The organism is Candidatus Nitrosopumilus sp., assembly GCF_965262695.1.
GTDB lineage: Archaea > Thermoproteota > Nitrososphaeria > Nitrososphaerales > Nitrosopumilaceae > Nitrosopumilus.
In genome coordinates, this window is record NZ_OZ253550.1 from 1433400 (window position 1) to 1454849 (window position 21450).

Consider the following 21450-nt stretch of genomic DNA (forward strand, 5'->3'; position numbering starts at 1 on the left):
GTATAAATGATTAAATCAAACCAAATTTTTCTAATTTTGTGAATAATTATTCCTACCCAAAAATATTTTCTCAAGATGAAAAAATTCGTTTTTGTGAATTTTTACGTAATCAAACAACAGCTGAATGGGGCGGAAATATGCTGTATAATGGTTCTAATTCACATTTACAACAAATTCCAGATGAATTAACTGAATTAATTTTCTTTTTAAAAAATTACGAAAAATCAAATAACATCAAATTTAAGAAATTTCTAGAAATTGGATTTCATGCTGGATATACAAATACAATTTTGAACAAAATTTTTCAATTTGATGAAATTGTAGGAATCGATACGTTTCAAGAATTTGTCGATGGAAATTCTTTAAGAGCAAATCATAGATTCAAAAATCTCACTTTGATTTGTGGAGATTCTACATCCACTAGAACAATTAATAATACAAAAAAATTTGCTCCATTTGATTTAATTTTAATTGATGGCAATCATGATTACAAATTTGTTAAAAAAGATTTTGATAATTACAAATCAATGCTTACAAAAAACTCGTTTATTATATTACATGATATTAAATCAAAAACCTTTCCTGGAGTTTCTAAATTTTGGAAAGAAATTTGTAAGTCCAAACAATATTTATCGCAAGAATTTGTGTGTGCTGATTTCCCAATTAAGGCGGGAATTGGTTTACTTAAAAAAAAATAATAGATTACTTTTTCATAGAAAAATCATATTTTTCAAAAATTCTAATTTGATTTACCATTTCTTTTAATTCATCCGTATCAATTGCTGTTGCTGCATCTGGTCCAATTGAATTTTTTAATTTTACATGTTTTTCTATAAATATAGATTTTGAATTCATTTGATTTTTCAAAATTGTAAATATGATTGGAGCAGAAATTCCTAATGTATGATCTGAAAAACCATCAAATTTTATTGCATTTTTCCAATTAATTTTAGATAATTTTAAAGGATATTCTGAAATACAATAACAAAAAGTAATTAGATTTTTTGAGAAAATTTTCTTTATAGTTTTTAATTCTCCTCCCATTCCCATACTTACAATTATGGGTTTTCCAGTTGATGCTTTTTTAATCAAAGTTTCTTTTGAATGAACATCTTTCATTACACATGTTCTTGAAGCTACTTTGAAGCGTTTTACTTTTATAGAATTTAGAAAATCCACTGCTTCTGGATAAAATGCACTACAAAAAAATTCTATTTTAATTGAATCTGAGTATTCTTTAATTTTTTTTGCTTGCTCAAATGATAATTCTGATTTAATTATTTCATTCCAGTTTGGATGTTTTTTTGAATATAGATCACTTGCTCTCCACATTTGAAATTTTACAGCATCAGCTCCTGCAAGTTTACATTCTTTGATAATTTTTTTAGCTTTGCTAATACTTCCTTCCCAATTTGAACCTATTTCTGCAACTATGGTTGTTTTCATTTATGAAATAGATTTAATGTACAAATTTAATTGTTTAAAATTTATGAAATTTTTTCTAACATTTGTGGATTAAATTCTTTAAGAGAATTTATTTTCATATGTGCCTCAAACTTTTTGGGTTTGAGTAATTTTTTATATTTTCCTTTTAGAACTCTAATTGTTTTAAATCCTAATGGTTTTATTCCAACAAAATCTTTATTGGGATCATCTCCTACATAAACAACGTCATTAGGTTTAACATTTTCTAAATCACATATTTTTAAAAAACAATATGGAGAAGGTTTTGCATTCTTTAATTTATAATTAGAAGTTAACATATAACATTTAATTTTTTTTTCAAGTTTTAATGCTTTGATTTTATTTTTTTGAACTAATTTATTCCCATCTGTAACAATGTATATGGGATATTCTTTAAATTTTTTTAAACATTCTTCTATTTCAGGAAAAACCTTTATCCGTGGTTTATGTGTTCTATAGACAGAAATACATTTTTGTAATTTTTTCTTAGTGAAAATTCCATGCTCTTTTAATAAATCATCAAAAACATTAGTTCTGTTTATTCCTAATCTTTTGTTTAAAAATCTTAAACTTGTTTTTAATGGAATTAATTTATTTTTATCTAAATGTCTAGCAACTGCATGAAATCCACTCTTTACAAAAGTTTTTTCATCATATAGAACCTCATCTAAATCAAAAACTATAATCATTATATGACTAAATCCTTGGGATATCTAATTTGTTTTTTATTACTTTTAATTTTGAATAAAATTCTATTCAAATTTTCTTTTTTTACTTCTAATAGAAACCAATAGAAACTATCTAAACCCGACGCCAAACTTAGCGTAGATGCTCCACCAAATCTACAATTACATTCTATGATATTCACTTTATTTTTTTTATCAAGAATTATTTGAAAAACAATATGACCATAAAATTTTACCTTTTCTACAATTTCCACACAAATCTTTTCAATTTTTTTATTTTCTATAACTGTAGAAATCTGTGACTCTCCATTTTTGATTAAGTCTCTTCTACGAACAATACATCCTTTTGATTTCCCTTTTTTATCTACATATAGATCTACACTGAATTCTTTTCCTGCTATGTGAGGTTGGAAAACGGGATTTTCCATATTTTTTGAGTGTAATAATGCATGAGTTTTGTTTAGATCTAAAGCAATTTTTTGAGAACCGGCACCAAATTTTTCCTTGACAACATATCTTTTACAATTCAAATCATTAATTTTTACTGAAGTTTTGATTACGGGTAAACCCATTGTACTTAATTTTTTGTAAAAATCAAGTTTGTTGTTACATAGTTTGATAGTTTTTTCTGAAGAAACCATGACGAATATTTTATTTTTATTTAAAGTTTCTTTATTTTTTGCAAAAAATATCAATTCAGCATCACGAGTAGGAATGATTACTGAAATTTTTTTCATTTTACAATAATCAATTAATTTTTTTAATGTTAATTTTTTTAATGGAGGCATATGCCAAAACTCATCTACAAAATACTTTCCAATACATAGTTTGTTAGAATCCGCTCCAATTACTTTTACATCTTCATTCATTTTTAATCCTACATTTTTGATTGATTCAATTAGTGAAACTTTTTTTGATATACTTGTGACAAGTATGTTTAATTTTTGTTTGTTTGATTTCTGAACATCTTTTTTTAAAATGCCATGAATTATTGAATTTACATATTTGCCGTTGACTTTTACATGATCTTTAAGTAATCCTTCTTTTTTGAAACCTTTTTGTTCTAAAATATTCATAGTTTTTGGTCTAATCTCAAAAGTTTCAGTTGTTAATTTGTTGAATCCTATTTCTTTAAACCCAATTTTAAAAATAACGTCTAAAAATAAACTAAAATCTTTTTCATATAATCTTGCATTCATACGTGCAGGATCTGTTAGAAAAGAAATTTCAGCACGTTTATTTTTCCAATCGATATGAACAAATCCACCATATCCTATACATTTTTGATTTATCAAAAAACTAAACAATATTACGTTTGGTTCATTTTTTGTTATTGATTTTTTAATTTCGTCATTGTAATAATTAATTTGTTGTTGTTTAGAAATAGGATTATTCTGTCTTAAAATATTGATCTGTTTATTTCTCCATACTCTTATTTTTTCAATGTCTTTTTCTCTAATGGTACAAAGTGTGTAATTGTTAGATTTGTAATGATTTTTAGATAAAATTTTATATTTTGACATAAGCATTATCTTTTAAATTACTACAAAATTTAGTTTTTATTAATTTTTAAAAATTCTTCTTCAATAATTTTTTTTATTTCATTTTTTGAAAATTTTTCCACTTTTTCTGATGAATATGAAGATAATTTTTCTACTTGTTTTGCTTTTGGATATGATTTTATAATCTCTCTTTCATCCAACAGTGGATTTAAAATCATATACATACCCTCAATCTCCCAACTGTATCTAATTTCATCTGAATTTATTAATGTCTCAAAAATTTTTTCCCCAGTCCTAATACCTGTAATTTCTTGACCAGTGTCATTTAGTAATTCTATAAGAGCTTGTTTCACATCCATTATTGAATATGATTTAATTTTTGGTACAAAAATTTCCGAACCTTTTCCCATTATGGTTGCATTTAATATAAAATTTAGTGCTTCTTCCATAGTTAAGCTAAATCTGGTCATCTTTGTATCAGTTATGGAAATCTTTTGATTTGATTTAATTTGTTCGATAAATTTTGGTACTACTGAACCACTACTTCCTAAAACATTTCCGTATCTGACTGCGATAAATTTAGTTTTATGTGTCTCTGGATTTAGATAATTATTTGCAGTGATGAATAATTTTTCCATTAATAATTTTGTTGCACCATATGTATTCAATGGGGAAACTGCCTTATCTGTTCCAATACATACAGCTTTTTCTATATTTTTTTCTATACATGCATCAATAACATTCTGGGACCCCATCACATTAGTTTTCACTGCTTCAAATGGATTGTATTCAACTTTCGGCACATGTTTTAATGCAGCTGCATGAAAAACAAAATCTATGTCTTCTAATGCTAAAACCAATCTTCCTAAATCTCTAACATCCCCAATAAAAAATCGTAGTCGTTTATCTTGAATTTTTGATTCCATGTCTATTTGCTTAAATTCATTTCTACTGAATATTCTAATTTGTTCTACATTTGTTTTTAGTAATTTTTTTGTTAACGCTTGACCTAAAGAACCCGTTCCACCAGTGATTAACACTTTTTTCCCATCAAAAAATGATTCAATATTCATTCTTTACATTTTAAGAGAGTTTTATTTGACTTTAACTGATGTTAATTAGCCTATTTTATTCATGTGTACCAATATTGAAATATCTGTAATAAACGATCCAAATAATGACACCTAACATATTTTTTATAATTATTGATTCTTTAAGAGCTGATAAATTTCTTGGAGTTAATAGTACTGCAATTACCCCCAACATAGATAAACTCAGAAAACAAGGAATTAATTTTGAAAATGTCATTAGTCCTTCCGATGGTACTCTGTTATCCTGGGCTAGTCTCTTTACTGGACTACATCCATTTAAAACTGGAATAAAACCAACTAAACAATACAATAAGTTACCATCTGAAATTCCAACATATTTTTCTGTTTTAAAAAACCAAGGATATAATACGTATGGCTATATCCCATCTGTATCAAAAACTATAGGTCTTTTTCCTAAATTTGAAAATGATGATTACTCTTATGATCATTATTGGAATTTATCTAATAATTTAGGTGTGAATACTGTCTCTATATTAAAATCAAAAAAAATGCAACAACCATGGGCATTTTTCTTACATATTATGGATTTACATTTTCCAATAAGAGTATCCAAAGACTTTGAAAAACCAGAATATGGTTCCAATAAATATGAACAAAAACTTTCTGAAATAGATGTATGGTTAGGAAAATTTTTAGAACAAATTGATCTTAATTCAACATTAATCACGATAACTGCTGATCATGGCACTTATGTTAAAGCAGTACATCGTAGTGATTTGGAGATAAATTTAGAAGTTAATGGATCTCTTCAAACTATTGCACGTAACTTAGGGAATAAAGTACCAAAACCATTAGAACCATTAAAATCTGATTTTTTCTTTTTTATAGAAAAAATAAGAAAGAGGATTAAACAAAATAAAGTAAAAAATCTCCACTTGAAACCTCATGAAGAACGTGCATTATTAGGACAAAGATCTGATCTGAACCACTTTTTGTATGATGATAAAATTCATGTACCTTTATTATTCGTAGGTCATAATATAGAAAGTGGAAAGAAAATCACAAACCTGGTGCGTACTATAGATATTTTCCCAACTATGTTTGATATTATTAATATCCAAAATCCTAACAATAATGTTGATGGACGAAGTGTTTTACCAATAATTAAAGGCCAAGATTTAGAAGAACAACCTGCATACATGGAAACTCACCCATTGATTGAAAGAGAGTCTACTGATGTTATTGGAATACGTACATCAAAATTCAAATATTTTAGAGATAATAAAGATCCAAAAAAACAAGTACATCTTTATGATTTAACAACAGATCCTTATGAAGATGAAAATATCAAAGAAAAATCCCCAGAAATTATTGATGATATGGAACAAATTTTGCAGGATTTAATTAAACAAAAACCAAAAAAATCTGAAGAAATTAGTGATGAAGAAACTAAAAAAATTGAAGAAGAATTAAAGAAATTAGGATATTTGTAATGTTAATTAGTATACCACTTAGTTAGATCTTTTTCTATGAGGTTAGATAATTTTTCAATTTCAGGTTTCATATCTTTTTGTAATTTTTTCTTGAAATCAGGATTTATTTCATCTCTCTCAACTTCTGGGAGATTGACAAAGTTATAGAAATCCTGTATGCCTGGTATTTTCCTTACTATATCTCTAAATTTTGTATTATTTGTTTTCACAACGGATTTCTGTATGAATTTATTTCTAGTAGCTCGATTTGCATTATAACGACCAAAAGTTGGCTTAAAATTGGGATCAATATTCAAAAATTTGCAAACTTCTCTAAAAGATTTTTCAGGTTCAGATGTAAAATCATCAAAAATCCTAACTAAAACATTCTCTTTACCAAATGCATCAAAATATCTTTGTACTTGTTCAACATATTTCATATTTTTTCTATAAAATAGATTATGATTGTACTTATTTGGAGTTTCTAACTCTTCCTTTGTTCTTTCCTCTTCTGCTTCTAAAGCTTTTTCAAAATCATCTATAGTTTCAACAGCATTATTTAACTCAAAAGTATGCAACGAATGCATACAATCAATTGGATTTCTTAGATTGATGATGATTTTTGCATCTGGATTGAACTCTCTAATTCTTTCAGCAGAAGTTGAACACATCATGTAATCAGAACATTTATCACCTAAAATTTGATTATTTTTGGCCTCTGAAAATGCTTTTAGATACTCTTCTTCGGTAATTTTTGTTGGTGGAAATCCAAATCTAGGTGGAATTTTTCCAGTTCCAGAATGTATTATGAATACATCAGGATGTTGTTTTAGCAAATATAGAATTGTTGTAGTACCAGATCTGGTTTGACCTACAATAAAAAAATCAGTTTTTCTCACATTATAACAAAATTTTTTCCGTTATTATATTTTATAGCATTTTAATCTTAGAACCATTTATTAGAATTTAGAAAATTAATAAAATCAATGATGAAAAAAATTATGAATAGAATATATCAAAAAAGTGCTAAATTGTTAGTTGGTACAGGTATTTCTCAAAATAAACAAGTACGAAAATTTGTACAAACAATGAATTCTCAACTGAAACCGGATTTTGTTGAACTAGAAGGAAATAAATTATATTTAGATCATAATGACTCCTTATCGCTTTCTCTTTATGGATATCATGAAAAAACTGAAACAGAATTAGTTAAACAAGAAATTAAACCTGGCGATGTGGTATTAGATGTTGGTGCTAATATTGGATATTATACTTTATTATTTGCTAAACTTGTTGGACCTCAGGGACATGTTTTTGCATTTGAACCTGAACCAAAAAATTTTGAATTACTTACTAAAAATGTTAATGTGAATGGATACAAAAATGTGACATTAATACAAAAAGCAGTTTCCAATAATAATGAAATAAAAAATTTTTATTTAACAAATACAAACACAATATCTCATAGATTATCAAAACCTCATAACGAATGCAAATCAATCAAAATTGAAACAATTTCACTAGATGATTTTATAGACAAACATGATATTGTAAATTTTATAAAAATTGATATTCATGGTTCAGAAGGAAATGCGATTAAAGGAATGTTATCTATTTTAAAGAAAAATGAAACAATAAAACTTCTCCAAGAATGGTGGCCAGATGCAATTAAAGAATATGACATGGATCCTGAAGAACATTTACGAATATTAAATGAATTAGGATTTTCACTTTATGAAGTTGATGATATTAATAATAAAATAATGAAAACTAGTATTGAAAAATTAATGAAAAAATATCCTAATCCAAAAATAAAAGATATCAATATATTTTCAAAACGATAAATCGATGCAAATAATATGATTAAAAATAATCAAACTCATTTTACTTCAAAATCTAATGTTTTAAGATTTTTGAAATCAAAAATAAAAGAATCTAAAATTGAACAGATCCATGTTTTTACTGTTGATGAATGGAGAAAAAACCCTAACTCTATTTTAAATTTTATATCTAAATCATTCAAACACAAAAAAATTATAATTCGGAGTTCTGCAATAGGTGAAGATTCTATAGAGAGTTCACAAGCTGGTAATTATAGAAGCATATTAGATGTTGATTCACAAAATATTTCAGAAATAAAAAAAAGCATCAAGAAAGTAATACAGTCCTATAAGAAAAAAGGAAATAATAATCCTAGTAATCAAATTTTAATTCAAAAACAAGTAACTAATAGCATATTAAGTGGAGTAATTTTTTCACGAACTCCTGAAAATGGAGCACCTTATTTTGTAATAAATTATACTATTGGTTCATCAACAGATACTGTTACTAAAGGATTAAAGACTCAGACACTAAAAATTTACAGAAATATTAAAAAATCAGAAATCCCTGCTAAATGGAAAAAACTTCTTTTGGCAGTTATGGAAATTGAAAAAATTTTTAAAAACAATATGTTGGATATTGAATTTGCAATTACCAAAAATAGTATTATAATTTTTCAAGTAAGGCCAATTACATCAATACCTGCTTTTAATTTTAAAGAAATTGATAAAAAATTTTCTAAATTGATTTCTAATAATAAAAAGACTTTTTCAAAATTAAATGATTCAAATTTGTTTTACGGTAACTCTACAAAATTTTCAGATATGACTGATTGGAATCCTTCTGAGATCATTGGAAATAATCCAAATCGCCTTGATTATTCATTATATGATTATCTAATAATGAATGATTCATGGCAAAAAGGTAGAAGTAAAATTGGATATCATAATGTTGGAAAAGCCTCATTGATGGTGCAATTTGGAAACAAACCATATGTAGATGTTAGAGCAAGCTTCAATTCATTATTACCTAAAAATATCCATGCAAATTTGAAAAAGAAATTAATCAATTATTATTTGAAAAAACTTTCTGCTAATCCTTTTTTACATGATAAGGCTGAATTTGAAATTCTTTTTTCCTGTTTTGATCTAACTATTGATTCAAGATTAAAAGAACTAAAAAATTTTAATTTTTCAACAAAAGAAATTAATCAAATAAAAAATTCCTTATTGATACTTACTAACAATATTTTATATGATTTTCCAATTATTAACAATAACTGTAAAAAATCAATTCAAACTATGTTAATTAATAGAAATGAAATAAAAAAACAACTAAAAACTAAACCTAAATCTCCTAAGATACTTCTTAATTTTGCAGAACAATTGTTAAAAGATTGTAAAACTTTTGGCACAACTCCATTTTCGACCATGGCTAGAATTTCTTTTATTAGTTCAATTTTACTTCGAAGTGCAGAGAAAGAAAAAATAATAACGCCAAAATTTATTGAAAATTTTATGAATTCAATTTCTACCCCTCTTTCAAAATTCCAAAATGATTTTATTTTATTTTCGGAAAAAAAAATTACTAAATCTAGCTTCTTACAAAAATATGGTCATTTGAGACCTGGAACTTATGATATTACAGCTCTTAGATATGATTCTCATAATCCTTATTTTGATGAATTCAAAATTAGTAAAAATAAAACTTCAAAGAAAATAATAGTTGACAAAAATTTAACAAAAATCTTCTCGCAAAATGGAATAATTTTTAATAAAGTAAATTTTCTGGATTTTGTTACTAATTCAATTATTCAACGTGAAAATCTTAAATTTGAATTTACAAAGAATCTAAGTGATGCTTTGGAATTAATTGCAGAAGCTGGTTCACTTTTAGGATTTAATAGAAAACAACTATCAAATCTATCAATCAAGACTATTTTAAAAACTAAAAATCTTAGTAACGTCTCTATCCAAAAATTTTGGAATAATTCAATAGAAACTGAAAAACAAAATAGATCAATTAATGATTTTCTTTCACTTCCATCATTGCTTTTTTCTAAACATGATTTTGACATAACTCAGTATTATATCTCTAAACCAAATTACATAACCTCAAAAAAAATTCAATCAAAAATTGTAAGATTAAAACCACACGATGAACGAATTCCAATTCTAAAAAATAAGATTGTATTGATAGAAAATGCAGATCCAGGATATGATTGGATTTTTACAAAGAAACCTTTAGGTTTAATTACTAAATACGGAGGAGTTGCATCTCATATGTCAATACGATGTGCTGAAATTGGACTTCCTGCATCCATTGGATGTGGCGATATAATCTTTGAAAAACTTAACAATTCTTCTGAAATTCTATTAGATTGTAAGAATCAACAAATTGTTATTTTAGAATATAAAACAGATGATCAAGAAATAGAAGTTAATAAGACCTTACGTTATTTAGGATACATAACATAGTAAGTAAATAAAATGAAATCAAAAAAAATTGGTATTACTATGAGAGTAGTTAATGCTGAAAATTATATTGAAAGAAGAGATGCACTTAGTCAAGATTGGACAAAGTTTTTGGAATCTATTGATTATGTACCTGTTTTTATTCCAAATTCCTCTTCTACTGAATCTTTTCTAAAAGAAATGTCTCTTGATGGAATTATTTTATCTGGAGGAGATAATATAGGTGATCATAAAGATAGAGATGAAACAGAAAAAATTATTTTGAATTATGCAATTTCTAAAAATATTCCTATTTTCGGTGTTTGTAGAGGAATGCAAGTAATAAACAAATTTTTTGGAGGAAATTTAACTACTAATGAAAATCATATCGTAAAATCACATGAAATTCAATTAAAAAATCCCACAATTGAATCTCTTTTTCAGAATAACGAAATTTCCGTTAACTCATATCATAAAAATGTGATAAAAGAAGAGAATTTAGGACAAAATTTGGAAGTATTTGCAAAATTTACTTATGATGAAACTATTGAGGGGTTTTTTCATTCTTTGCATCCAATTATCGGTGTTATGTGGCATCCTGAAAGAACATTTGATGATGAGAATGGATTTTTATTAAAAAAATTCTTTAATGATAAATTTTTGTGGAAATAATAATTGAATGCCATAATTTTAGCTGCTGGAAAAGGTGAGCGTTTACTACCTTTAACAAAAAACAATCCCAAATGTATGGTTAAATTATTTGAAAAAAGTTTAATTGAAATACAAATTGATACTCTTCAAAAATGTGGAATTTCTGACATTTCAATAGTTACCGGATATTGTCATGAAAAAATATCTTTTCCTAACTTAAACTATTTTCATAATCATGTGTATGATAAAACAAATATGGTAGAAACATTGTTTTGTGCAAAGGAAAAATTTACTGATTCTACAATAATATCCTATGGTGATATTGTTTTTGAAAAACAAGTACTTGAAAAATTAATTGATTCTAATGATGATGTTTCAGTGGTGGTGGATATGTCCTGGGAAAAATATTGGAAAATTAGATTTGAAAATATTCTTGATGATGCAGAAAGCTTGATTCTTGAGAATGGATATATAAAAAATATAGGACAAAGAGTCGATTCTTTAAAAAATATTCATGCTCAATATATTGGACTAATGAAATTCCAAAATAATGGAATTTCTATATTGCAGAATTATTATAATAAAATGAAAAAATTTGCAAATGATAATGGAATTAATCCTTTAAATTCTGAAATTCCTTTTGAAAAATCTTTCATGACTGATTTTCTTCAGGGTTTAATTAAAGAAAATTACAAAATAAAGTCTGTACCTATTGAAAATGGCTGGTTGGAACTTGATACTATTCATGACTTTGAAATATATCAAAAGAAAATTAAAAATAATACTATTTCTGAATTCTATAATTTGAAAAATTAAAAACAAATTACTAACCAGACTTTCTATTTTTTATAATTTTTTTAATTATTTCCAATTCTTCTAGTGAATCTATTTGGACAGAATCATCAGAGTTCATTACATATAGTCCAATCTTTCCAGATATTCGACATTTACTTTTAAGAAAAGCAGAATATTTTGTAATGTAGATTGCTCCATTTTCAAGAAATTCACTATTCATATCTTGTCTATTTGGCCTATTCTTTGGATTATAATTAAGAGGAATTGCTCCATTTTTTCTTATTTGCCATAAAAAACTATGGGATCTATATACGCTCAAAAGCGAAGTAAAATCATTTCTAAGAAATTTTCTAACTGCTTGGTCAATATGTATGTGATTTCGAAGCGGTGACGTATTTTGTAAAAGAATGATAACATCAGGTATATAATTTTCTTGAATTTTTAATTTTTGTAAAACATGTGAAATTACAGGTTCTAATTTGGCTTTATTTGTAGCTAATTTTTTTGGCCTTATGATTACTTGACAATTAAGTTTTTTTGCTATTGATGAAATTTTTTGATCATCTGTAGTTACTATTGTTTTTGTCACATATTTTGATTTTTGAGATGATTCTATTGAATATTGTAATATGGGTTTTCTTAATAACAATCTGATATTTTTATTTTTTAGTCCTTTTGAACCGCCTCTAGCTGGAATAATAGAAAGAATTTTCAATATTACAAATCATTCCTAATATTACATTTAAGTACACTCTGTTTTTAATGTGTTTTACTTAAAAATTCCATTACTGCATCAGAAGCTCTTTCAGCTGATTTGCCATCTGAATTAAAAAAGAATTTCTCTCTCATATCTAAATAATCTTCATTTGGTTTTGGAACTATTTCGAGAGAATTATTTATCGTGAAAAGAAGGTCTTGTAATTTATCACATTTTTTAATAAATCCACAAAAAATCGCTTCATTTACTAACGGTTTAGATTCAATTGGTTGTTTTAATGGAATGTTGATTACTCTTTTTTGACAGAAAGCAAGTTCAGTTAATGCATTTGAAGCACCATAAGTTATGAAAAGATCATAATTGGGTATTAATTCCAATAATTCTTCAGATTGAAAAATTGGAATTTTCATATGTTTAGATTTTAAAAGATTATTGTAATACTCTTGACTTTCAGATGTTGGATGAATTTTTAAGGAAATGGAAAATTTTGATTCTGCATTAAGAATTGAAAATAATTCTGATAAAAAATCCTCTCTTTGATTTGATGACCATATTCCATGTTCAAAAAGAGGTGATGAAATTATTAGTATTTTGACATTTTTTTGTAATTCTAATTCTTTTGAATCAATAATTTCAAAAAAACGATCTAACCAAATATTCCCTACCAATTTTAGATTAGATTTCTTTATTCCAAATTTTTCATAATTATTTGCTTGTTCTGAATTTACAATTAAGTGTAGATCAATATTTGGATTTAATGTAGACTGATTACGTGATATTGCAATATGGAAAAATTCGTTTAAACTTGATGAAATTATATTAAAAAAATTCTCTTTTATAGATATTTTGGTATGAATTAAAAATAAAAATTTATAAAAGAAAAATTTACCACGTCGCATAAATCCTCTGCTTGACTCATCAGATGGAACTTGAGTAGAGAAAAAATTTCTTATTTTGATATTTTTTGAAGAATTATTTTCAAGTGTTGGATTATAATTTATCATTGATGGCCTAGCAATTATGGGTATTTCTTGAAGTTTGGCTGCAGTTGTGATTGCATTTTGAATTAAATCCTTGTCTTTATCAACAAAAATTACATCTGGTTTAATTTTTTTAATAATGTCATTTGCATTAGAAAAAGAATGTATATCATAAATAGAATTTTGTTCATTTTCTGAAATGGAAAATTTATCTGGTTGACAAATTATCCAGCATACGTCTACATTGATTTTCTTTTTTAAATTTTCAATTATTTTTTTAAAAATATAGGTTCGTGGATGAAATTTTTTTGGATCAATCATAGTAACAATTAATATTTTCAACTTAATCATGTAATACATAAAAATCTCATTATTGAGTTTTTTGTTGATTAAACAAAATTTTCAAATTATTAATTATTTATCTATTAATCCATTCTAGAAGTTTTTTCTTTAATTTAACATGATTTGAATTATTTTCATCAAAGATATTGGTCAATTCATTTGGGTCATTTTTTAAATCAAAAAATTTCCATTCATTTGGAGTTTTTAAAAACATTAACTTTGATTGAGGTGTTTTTATACAAAATACATTCGGTTCTTTAGGTGAAGGGTATGGACCGTGCAGGGCTCCTGTTTCTGAAAATGTGAATTGTTTTCCTTTTAATTCTATATTGTCATCCACAAGAAAATCTGAAAAACTTTCTCCTGGTCTTTCAAGTTGGGTGTTTATGCCTACAAGATCAAGAATTGTAGGAAATATGTCTATAGTCTCTCGTAAACAATCAGATGATCTATTTGAAATGATATTCTTTCCAGAAAATAAAAAAAATGTACGTATAGTTTCTTCAAATGTGAAAGAACCATAATTTCTTTCACCAAACCTTTCACCTATACCTGTTCCATGATCTGAAAAGAAGATTAGTATGGTGTTATCATTAATACCCATTTCTTTAATAGTATTTTTAATTCTTAAAGCATATTTTGCAGACTCGTCAAATACTGCATCAATTTTTTTTAAATTTTCATCTTTATTATTGTAAAACTCTTTGTCGTTCCATTCAAATTTTTTTAAAACTTCAGAAACTGTAATTGTATGGATCCTGGTGAAATGTAAAAACATGAATAATGGTTTCCCATTACACTGTGAATAACAATTTTTAATAAATTCTGGATGTCGAATTGTCAAATCATCAGTATATTCATCATGTGCTTGATGTATATCATAACCTCTCTTAGCTACTATTTTGTTAGATAACAAATCACATGCTGTAAAATACCCATTTTCTTTTAAAATTTCTGGAAGAATTTTTATTGATTCTTTCAAGCGAAACATTTTGTAATATGCATCAATCCCATTCTCTTTACCATATAATCCAGAAAAAGTTACATTTACAGAACCTATTGTATATGGTATTGCAGTAGAAATATTGTTTAATATTGTTCCTTCTTTAGATAACTGTGCAAATTCTTTTGAATTTAAAATTCTATCCGATCTTGCTCCATCTAATAAAACAAATATTATGTTAGGTTTCACATCAACACCTCTTCTTATATTATAATCCACACACTGTTATGTATCAATCTTTTTGTATAGTACTTAAAATGTGAGATTACATGATTTGTTATTTTTTTAAATACTGAATATTTTGAATACAGCAAAATTTGTAACACTTCTAATTCCTTTAATTTATTATGTACTATGTACTATTAGTACCAAGAAAACAAAAATGATAAACACTAAATCTAATCTTAAACAAAAATACAAGCATATCAAAGCAATTCTTACAGATGTTGATGGCGTTCTAACTGATGGAGGGATGTATTATTCAGAAAAAGGAGAAACTTTGAAAAAATTTAATACTCGAGATGGGATGGCTGTGGAATTATTGAGATATCATAACATCCCTGTAATTTTTATTACTAAAGAAAAGTCTAAAATCGTTTTATCAAGAGGAAAAAAATTAAAGATTAATGATGTCTATATTGGAATTACTAAAAAAGAATCATTACTTCCAAAAATATGTAAAAAATATGACCTCAAAAAAAATAATCTAGCATATATTGGTGATGATATTAACGATCTTCAAATAATGAAGCAAGTTGGCTTTTCAGCTACTCCTAACGATGGAATGGAAATAATTAAAAAAAACTCTGATTATATTTGTAAATTAAAAGGTGGAGAGGGTGTTTTAAGAGAAATTACAGATCTTATTCTTGACAAAAAATAAGAATATTAACTATCATAGATTTTTATACAAATTTTTTTGATATAGTATATGGTTTTCATTATAGGCGAAATAGGCACAAATCATGTTGGTGATGTGAATATTGCAAAAAAGATTATTGATGCTGCAGTTCAAGCAGGATTCGATGCAGTAAAATTTCAGAAAAAAAATGTAGAGAAAATTTACACATCTGACTTTCTAAATTCTTACTTAGATAGCCCCTGGGGAACTACTCAAAGAGAAATGCGACTTAATCGCGAATTTTCTGATAAACAATTTAAGGAAATTGACCGATACTGCAAAAAAAAGAAAATTCCATGGTTTGTTTCATGTTGGGATGTAGGTAGCCAATTACATATGCGTAAATTTAAAACAAAATACAATAAAATCTCCTCTGCAATGTTAATACATGAAAAATTACTGAAAATTATTGCAGAAGAAAAAAAACATACTTTTATTTCAACCGGAATGAGTACTTTAAAAGATGTTGAGAAAGCTGTAAAAATTTTTAGAATGTCAAAATGCCCTTTTGAATTATTACATACAAATAGTTCTTATCCCATGAAAAATAATGAAGCTAATCTTAATCTTATTCCAATATTAGCAAAAAAATTCAAATGTAATGTTGGATATAGTGGACATGAAACTGGTGCATCATTAATTTCAGTTGCGGCAGTAATGTTGGGTGCTGTTGTTATAGAACGACATATTACAATAGATAGAACTATGTATGGACACGATCAGGCTGCATCTCTTGAACCAGAAGGAATGAAACGATTAGTTCGTGACATTAGAACTTTAAATGAAATAATGGGTGATGGGAAAAAAAGAATTTGGGATTCTGAATTACCAAACATGAAAAAACTAAGGCAAATCTTAACTTAATTTTTCTCTCTTACCACACTTACTGTTGAATATAAAATAATAGCTGTCATTATACAAAGTCCTCCTAAAACCAATCCTCCCATTCCAATTAATGCAATATTTGTAATAATTTGTCTACTTTCAGAAAAAATCTGTAATGTCCAAACTGAGAAAAAAATTCCTATGCTAAATAACACAAACCCTGGTATTCCATAAAATGATAACGGTCTTTCTATGGACACATATTTCATAGTACTCAAAATTACTGATGTTCCATGAGATACAGGGTGATGAGTTGAAGTATCCCCTTCATACAAAATAACTATTGGAATTTCCATGATTTTCAGATTCATTTTTTTTGCTTTAATCAAAATTTCAGTAGATATTCCCATTCCAAAATCAGAAGGATTTATGTTATCAAGTGTTTTTTTGTTGTAAGATCTAAAACCACTTTGAGAATCTGAAATCTTTAACCCTGTTGCAACATTTGTTAAACCTGTAATGGTTTTAATTCCTGCTTTTCTATATTTTGGAACATTTGAATTGTCTTCCATAAAACGAGAGCCAATAACAATATCTGTCTTATTTTTCTCAATTGGCTTTAACATCGATTCAATATCTTCAACTCTATGTTGACCGTCTGCATCAAATGTTACTAATGCTTCGATCTCTAATTCTCTTGCTTTCAAAAAAATTGATCTTATTGCAGCTCCATAACCTAGATTTTTTTTATGCGTAATGAGAATTACACCTAATTTATCTGCAATATCTCCTGTCATGTCTGATGATCCATCGTCACAAACAATTATTGTTTGATATTTCTTTTTCAATTGTAAAATAATGGACGCAATTGATTTTTCTTCATTAAAAGCTGGAATGCCAATTGCTATATTCAATATAATTTCTTTTTTTTGTCTATTATTAAAATTATTGATAACTTAATCTTAATTGATTTTTAATAAAATCATTTGTTATGTCAATTTTGATTTGATAAAATCTATTGATTTTACCGGTGATGGATTAATTTGATTTAAAACAGATTTGTATATTGTAGAATAATCTAAAAGATAAATCAAATTGATAATTTTTGTTAGAATACTACCTTCTATAGACATTATTTCTTTATATTCAATTTCTTTTTGCTCAAAGAATTCTTTTAAAATTTCATATCTTTCTTTTGTTTTGATATAATCATCTCTCCCTCTAATTAATATGGGTTGTACTTCAGATTTTCTTTCCCATGAAACAATTCCATTGTGGCATGTTTCTATTATGTTTTCAATCATGGCATGTTGTTTTGCATTTTCTTGAAGAGAATTTTTAAATCTGGTTGCTACCGATTCTAATCCCCATGGATAGTAAATTAAAGGTAATTTATTCATCCAATTTGCTAAATTTAAAGCAGAATTAGTTTCAGAAAGATTTTCTGATGAAATAATTGCTTGTAATGATTTTATTTGATTTATTGATTCAACAATGTCTTTATTTTTGATAGATAATGGTTCTTTTAATACATTTAACATTGAATACAAAAATGCTGTAAAAGATGCTCTAGGTGAGTGATGCATTTTGATTTGTCTGTAATTGATAGAATTCTTCTCACAAATTCTTTCCATCAGTCCTCCATTTGAAAAGGAAATAATTTTAGCTCTTGATTCTTTTGCGGCATTTAATACTGTAAGAGTTTCTTGAGTATTTCCAGAAACACTGGTAGCTACAATTAATGTATTTGAATTAACAGTTTTTGGAAGTAAGTATCCTTTTACCACATTAACATGAATATTGGTTTTTGATAAAATTGATGAAAAAATATCTCCTATTGCTCCTGATCCTCCCATACCTGCAAAAACAATGTGATTTAAATTATCTAGATCAACCGATTCAAAATTCTGCTCAAAATGTTCTTTTGCAATATCTGCCCATCTGTCATAAACAGCATACATATTCTGTGAGTCTATTCTTTTCAAATCTTCTAAGTTAAGCAAGTGATTATAATCCATAACATAAAGAATATAACATTTGATAAATTCTCTTCATAAAATGGGTTGATTTAAAAAATGGTTTAATTTCACAATTTTTGATTGTCTACAAATAATGAACAAAATATTGCTTCTTTGAAAACCGTTGAATGGAAAAATAATAAAGTCATCATGATTGATCAAACTAAACTTCCAAATGAACTCGTTTTTGTAGAATATGATGATTTTAATCAAGTTGCAAATGCTATCAAAACTTTAATTGTTCGAGGAGCACCTGCAATTGGAGTTTCAGGTGCATTTGGTTTAGCATTGGCTGTTTTGCAAAGTGAATCTACAACAAAAGATGAACTTATTTCTGATTTGGAAGAAGCAAGAAAAATTCTCTTTGCTACTAGACCTACCGCAGTAAATCTCGGTTGGGGATTAGAAAAAATAATGAATGTTGCAAAAACAGGAAACTCAATTGAACAAATTAAAGAATTAGTTATTTCTACTGCCAAAGAAATGGCAGATCAAGATATTGAAATAAACAAAGCAATGGGAAAGAATGGTTCTACACTTTTTGATGATAATGATACTATCATGACGCATTGTAATGCTGGTGCATTAGCCACTGTTGCGTATGGAACAGCACTTGGTGTTATTCGAGCCACAAGAGAGAGCGGAAAAAATGTCAAAGTAATAGCAACTGAAACTAGACCTATTCAACAAGGTTCACGATTAACTGCATTTGAATTAAAACATGATGGATTTGATGTTAGTTTGGTTCCTGATACAGCAGTTGGTTATTCTATGGCAAATGGTTTAGTGAATAAAGTAGTGGTAGGAGCAGATAGAATTGTTAAAACTGGTCATGTCTTTAACAAAATTGGAACTTATCAAGTGGCTACAATGGCAAAACAACATGGAATTCCATTTTATGTTGCAGCACCATTATCTACCATTGATTTAGACACAAAAGCTGAAGATGTTGTTATTGAAATGAGAAAAGGCACTGAGGTTACTGGAATTGGTGAAAAAAAGACTGCACCTGATGATATAGGAGTTATCAATCCTGCATTTGATATGACTCCTCCAGAACTTATTTCTGGAATTATTACTGAAAAAGGTGTGGCTGCTGCCCCCTATGAAGAATCTATTCCAAAATTATTTGCAGCTAATTAATAGAAAGTTTTTATTGTTTTTCAAATTGCTCTTAACAATATGAGTACAATTTCTCCACAGGCAATTGAAGATTCATTAAAACAATGTATGGATCCTGAAGTCCCTCTAAACATTGTAGAAATGGGACTAATCTATGGAATTGATGTGGCAGAAAATAATGACGTAAATATCAAAATGACAATGACTACTCAAGGTTGTCCTCTTCATGAAACTCTGGTTTCTGATGCAACAAGATTTGTCAAAAAAGTTCCAGGAGTAAACAATGTCAATATTGATATCGTATGGGATCCTCCATGGTCAATGGATAAAATGTCTGAAGAAGCAAAAATTAAAATCAAAAACATGGGTGCTGGAATGAATACTCCTGCACCAATTAATTATGAAACAGCATTACCTCAAGGTGTTGGAAAACTAGTTCAACAAGAAGATGGTTCTATGGTATTAGCAAATGAACATGATCAGGGATTCATGGTAAATCAAGCAATTGTTGACTTCTGGAAATCTTGTAACGGACAACGTAAAGTTACTGATTTAGTTGAAATCTTTGCTCAACAAACAGGACTACAAAGAAATCAAGTTGAAAAAGAAGTGATGCAGTTATTACAACAATTACGTGATGGTGGACTAATTGCAATTACCGGTCAACCAGATGCTCCAAATGTTGAATTTAAAAAATAATTTTAGAAAATATAGTTTGAATTTGCACCATCAAAGTTTATTGTAACTCCTGACAAATACTTTATTTCGTTTTGAATAATTGACTTTACAAAGTTTCCAATTTCTTCGGGTTCTCCAAGTCTCTTCATAGGCAAAGATTTTTTGTATTCTTCAACATTTTCTATTAATTCCTGAGTTCTATCTGTGTTTATTGGTCCTGGTGCAATATTGATACAGCTGATTTGGTTTTCAGCATATTCTTTACTTAATACTTTGAATACTTCTACAAATGCTGCACGATAAGCTGATGAAATTATTAATTTTGAATTTGGCTCTTTAATGACATTTGAACTAATAAGGAAAATATATCCCCCATCATTGATCTTGATATTTTGTAAAATTGTAACAAACCCCAAGAATAATTGGTTATGATATAATTTCCAATCTTCTTCTGTGATTGTTGCAAATGGTTTTGGGGCAGGCCCTCCTGTATTTAGAACTAAAATGTCTGTTTGATTGTGATTTTTTACAAATTCATTTACGCTAGATAAATTTGAGGTATCAATATCATTTTTTGATGCAGCAAAAACATCAATTTCTAATGATTTTAGTGATCCTGATATTGCTTTTCCTATGCCTCTTGAACCTCCTAAAACAATTGCACTAGTCATAATATTTTGAAATATTCTTTGATAATTAAATTTCTTTAATTTCAGTTATTGTTCCTTGAACTGAGTCCATTTGTATTATTGCCTTTTTCTCATTCCAACCTAATGCAACATACCAATCTCCAGCATCATCGTGATACTTTGTTTCTAGAGTTTCAATTGTATCTGGAGCAACATCATATTTTTTTGCAATACCTGAAACTGCAAGAGCTATAGCATCTTTTTCTTTTTCTAGTCTTCTCTTCATTAATCCAATTCCAGGACTCATAAAATCCCTAGATTGCTTTATCTAATATAGT

22 protein-coding genes are annotated in these 21450 nt (G+C 27.1%); 10 read left to right on the plus strand and 12 right to left on the minus strand.

Annotated elements, in window-relative coordinates:
* Positions 1-38: 38 nt before the first annotated feature.
* Entirely contained in the window at positions 39-698 is a 660-nt protein-coding gene (locus ACQY2P_RS08650) for a class I SAM-dependent methyltransferase (RefSeq protein WP_428326227.1), read from the plus strand.
* 4 nt (positions 699-702) lie between these two features.
* On the opposite strand, the gene ACQY2P_RS08655 is transcribed toward ACQY2P_RS08650, so the two are convergent.
* From ACQY2P_RS08655 to ACQY2P_RS08670, 4 genes are read right to left on the minus strand one after another with little or no spacing between them, the layout of a single operon-like run.
* On the minus strand, positions 703-1446 hold the full coding sequence (locus ACQY2P_RS08655) for an N-acetylneuraminate synthase family protein (protein ID WP_428326228.1): 744 nt from the start codon (positions 1444-1446) through the stop codon (positions 703-705).
* Positions 1447-1487: 41 nt separating this feature from the next.
* Positions 1488-2153 carry an HAD family hydrolase gene (locus ACQY2P_RS08660; protein ID WP_428326229.1) on the minus strand — a complete coding sequence of 222 codons (666 nt, stop codon included), beginning with the start codon at positions 2151-2153 and terminating at the stop codon, positions 1488-1490.
* Entirely contained in the window at positions 2153-3673 is a 1521-nt protein-coding gene (locus tag ACQY2P_RS08665) for a GNAT family N-acetyltransferase (protein WP_428326230.1), read from the minus strand. Before ACQY2P_RS08665 ends, ACQY2P_RS08660 begins: the two co-directional genes overlap by 1 nt.
* 29 nt (positions 3674-3702) lie before the next feature.
* Positions 3703-4725, minus strand: a complete 1023-nt coding sequence (locus ACQY2P_RS08670; protein WP_428326231.1) for a polysaccharide biosynthesis protein — start codon at positions 4723-4725, stop codon at positions 3703-3705.
* A gap of 104 nt (positions 4726-4829) precedes the next feature.
* Between ACQY2P_RS08670 and ACQY2P_RS08675 the strand changes: the two genes are divergently transcribed.
* Positions 4830-6197, plus strand: coding sequence for a sulfatase family protein (locus ACQY2P_RS08675; RefSeq protein WP_428326232.1), 1368 nt, complete (start codon positions 4830-4832; stop codon positions 6195-6197).
* A gap of 2 nt (positions 6198-6199) precedes the next feature.
* Here ACQY2P_RS08675 and ACQY2P_RS08680 read toward each other — a convergent pair whose 3' ends face one another.
* Positions 6200-7075: a sulfotransferase family protein gene (locus tag ACQY2P_RS08680; RefSeq protein ID WP_428326233.1), complete on the minus strand. Its 876-nt coding sequence runs from the start codon at positions 7073-7075 to the stop codon at positions 6200-6202.
* Positions 7076-7162: 87 nt separating this feature from the next.
* On the opposite strand from ACQY2P_RS08680, the gene ACQY2P_RS08685 reads away from it, so the two are divergent.
* The 4 genes from ACQY2P_RS08685 (at position 7163) to ACQY2P_RS08700 (ending at position 11917) form a co-directional block, all read left to right on the plus strand.
* On the plus strand, positions 7163-8020 hold the full coding sequence (locus ACQY2P_RS08685; protein WP_428326234.1) for an FkbM family methyltransferase: 858 nt from the start codon (positions 7163-7165) through the stop codon (positions 8018-8020).
* Positions 8021-8089: 69 nt separating this feature from the next.
* Positions 8090-10474, plus strand: coding sequence for a PEP/pyruvate-binding domain-containing protein (locus ACQY2P_RS08690; protein ID WP_428326235.1), 2385 nt, complete (start codon positions 8090-8092; stop codon positions 10472-10474).
* 12 nt (positions 10475-10486) lie between these two features.
* Positions 10487-11122 carry a gamma-glutamyl-gamma-aminobutyrate hydrolase family protein gene (locus ACQY2P_RS08695; protein ID WP_428326236.1) on the plus strand — a complete coding sequence of 212 codons (636 nt, stop codon included), beginning with the start codon at positions 10487-10489 and terminating at the stop codon, positions 11120-11122.
* Positions 11123-11125: 3 nt separating this feature from the next.
* A complete protein-coding gene (locus tag ACQY2P_RS08700) occupies positions 11126-11917 on the plus strand; it encodes an NTP transferase domain-containing protein (RefSeq protein ID WP_428326237.1) in 792 nt (263 codons plus the stop codon).
* A gap of 10 nt (positions 11918-11927) precedes the next feature.
* Here ACQY2P_RS08700 and ACQY2P_RS08705 read toward each other — a convergent pair whose 3' ends face one another.
* The 3 genes from ACQY2P_RS08705 to ACQY2P_RS08715 all read right to left on the minus strand — a co-directional run bounded on the left by ACQY2P_RS08705 (position 11928) and on the right by ACQY2P_RS08715 (position 15128).
* Positions 11928-12611: a cytidylyltransferase domain-containing protein gene (locus ACQY2P_RS08705; protein ID WP_428326238.1), complete on the minus strand. Its 684-nt coding sequence runs from the start codon at positions 12609-12611 to the stop codon at positions 11928-11930.
* A gap of 44 nt (positions 12612-12655) precedes the next feature.
* Positions 12656-13915, minus strand: coding sequence for a hypothetical protein (locus ACQY2P_RS08710; RefSeq protein WP_428326239.1), 1260 nt, complete (start codon positions 13913-13915; stop codon positions 12656-12658).
* 97 nt (positions 13916-14012) lie between these two features.
* Complete coding sequence (locus ACQY2P_RS08715) at positions 14013-15128, minus strand: sulfatase family protein (protein WP_428326240.1); 1116 nt, start codon at positions 15126-15128, stop codon at positions 14013-14015.
* Between the two features lie 193 nt (positions 15129-15321).
* On the opposite strand from ACQY2P_RS08715, the gene ACQY2P_RS08720 reads away from it, so the two are divergent.
* The gene (locus tag ACQY2P_RS08720) at positions 15322-15822 is read left to right on the plus strand and encodes a KdsC family phosphatase (protein ID WP_428326241.1); all 501 of its coding nucleotides are present in this window, start codon (positions 15322-15324) and stop codon (positions 15820-15822) included.
* 48 nt (positions 15823-15870) lie between these two features.
* Positions 15871-16704 carry an N-acetylneuraminate synthase family protein gene (locus tag ACQY2P_RS08725; RefSeq protein ID WP_428326242.1) on the plus strand — a complete coding sequence of 278 codons (834 nt, stop codon included), beginning with the start codon at positions 15871-15873 and terminating at the stop codon, positions 16702-16704.
* Here ACQY2P_RS08725 and ACQY2P_RS08730 read toward each other — a convergent pair.
* Both ACQY2P_RS08730 and ACQY2P_RS08735 read right to left on the minus strand, forming a co-directional pair.
* Positions 16701-17579 carry a glycosyltransferase family 2 protein gene (locus ACQY2P_RS08730; RefSeq protein ID WP_428326243.1) on the minus strand — a complete coding sequence of 293 codons (879 nt, stop codon included), beginning with the start codon at positions 17577-17579 and terminating at the stop codon, positions 16701-16703. The genes ACQY2P_RS08725 and ACQY2P_RS08730 overlap by 4 nt on opposite strands.
* 75 nt (positions 17580-17654) lie before the next feature.
* Positions 17655-18650, minus strand: a complete 996-nt coding sequence (locus ACQY2P_RS08735; RefSeq protein WP_428326244.1) for an SIS domain-containing protein — start codon at positions 18648-18650, stop codon at positions 17655-17657.
* Between the two features lie 183 nt (positions 18651-18833).
* Between ACQY2P_RS08735 and mtnA the strand changes: the two genes are divergently transcribed.
* Positions 18834-19826, plus strand: a complete 993-nt coding sequence (gene mtnA, locus ACQY2P_RS08740; RefSeq protein ID WP_428327288.1) for an S-methyl-5-thioribose-1-phosphate isomerase — start codon at positions 18834-18836, stop codon at positions 19824-19826.
* 39 nt (positions 19827-19865) lie between these two features.
* Positions 19866-20504, plus strand: coding sequence for a PqqD family peptide modification chaperone (locus tag ACQY2P_RS08745; RefSeq protein ID WP_428326245.1), 639 nt, complete (start codon positions 19866-19868; stop codon positions 20502-20504).
* A 2-nt stretch (positions 20505-20506) separates the two neighbouring features.
* Here the strand turns inward: ACQY2P_RS08745 and ACQY2P_RS08750 are convergent, their stop codons facing one another.
* Positions 20507-21154: an SDR family oxidoreductase gene (locus ACQY2P_RS08750; RefSeq protein WP_428326246.1), complete on the minus strand. Its 648-nt coding sequence runs from the start codon at positions 21152-21154 to the stop codon at positions 20507-20509.
* Between the two features lie 25 nt (positions 21155-21179).
* Entirely contained in the window at positions 21180-21419 is a 240-nt protein-coding gene (locus tag ACQY2P_RS08755) for a hypothetical protein (RefSeq protein WP_428326247.1), read from the minus strand.
* Positions 21420-21450: the final 31 nt, after the last annotated feature.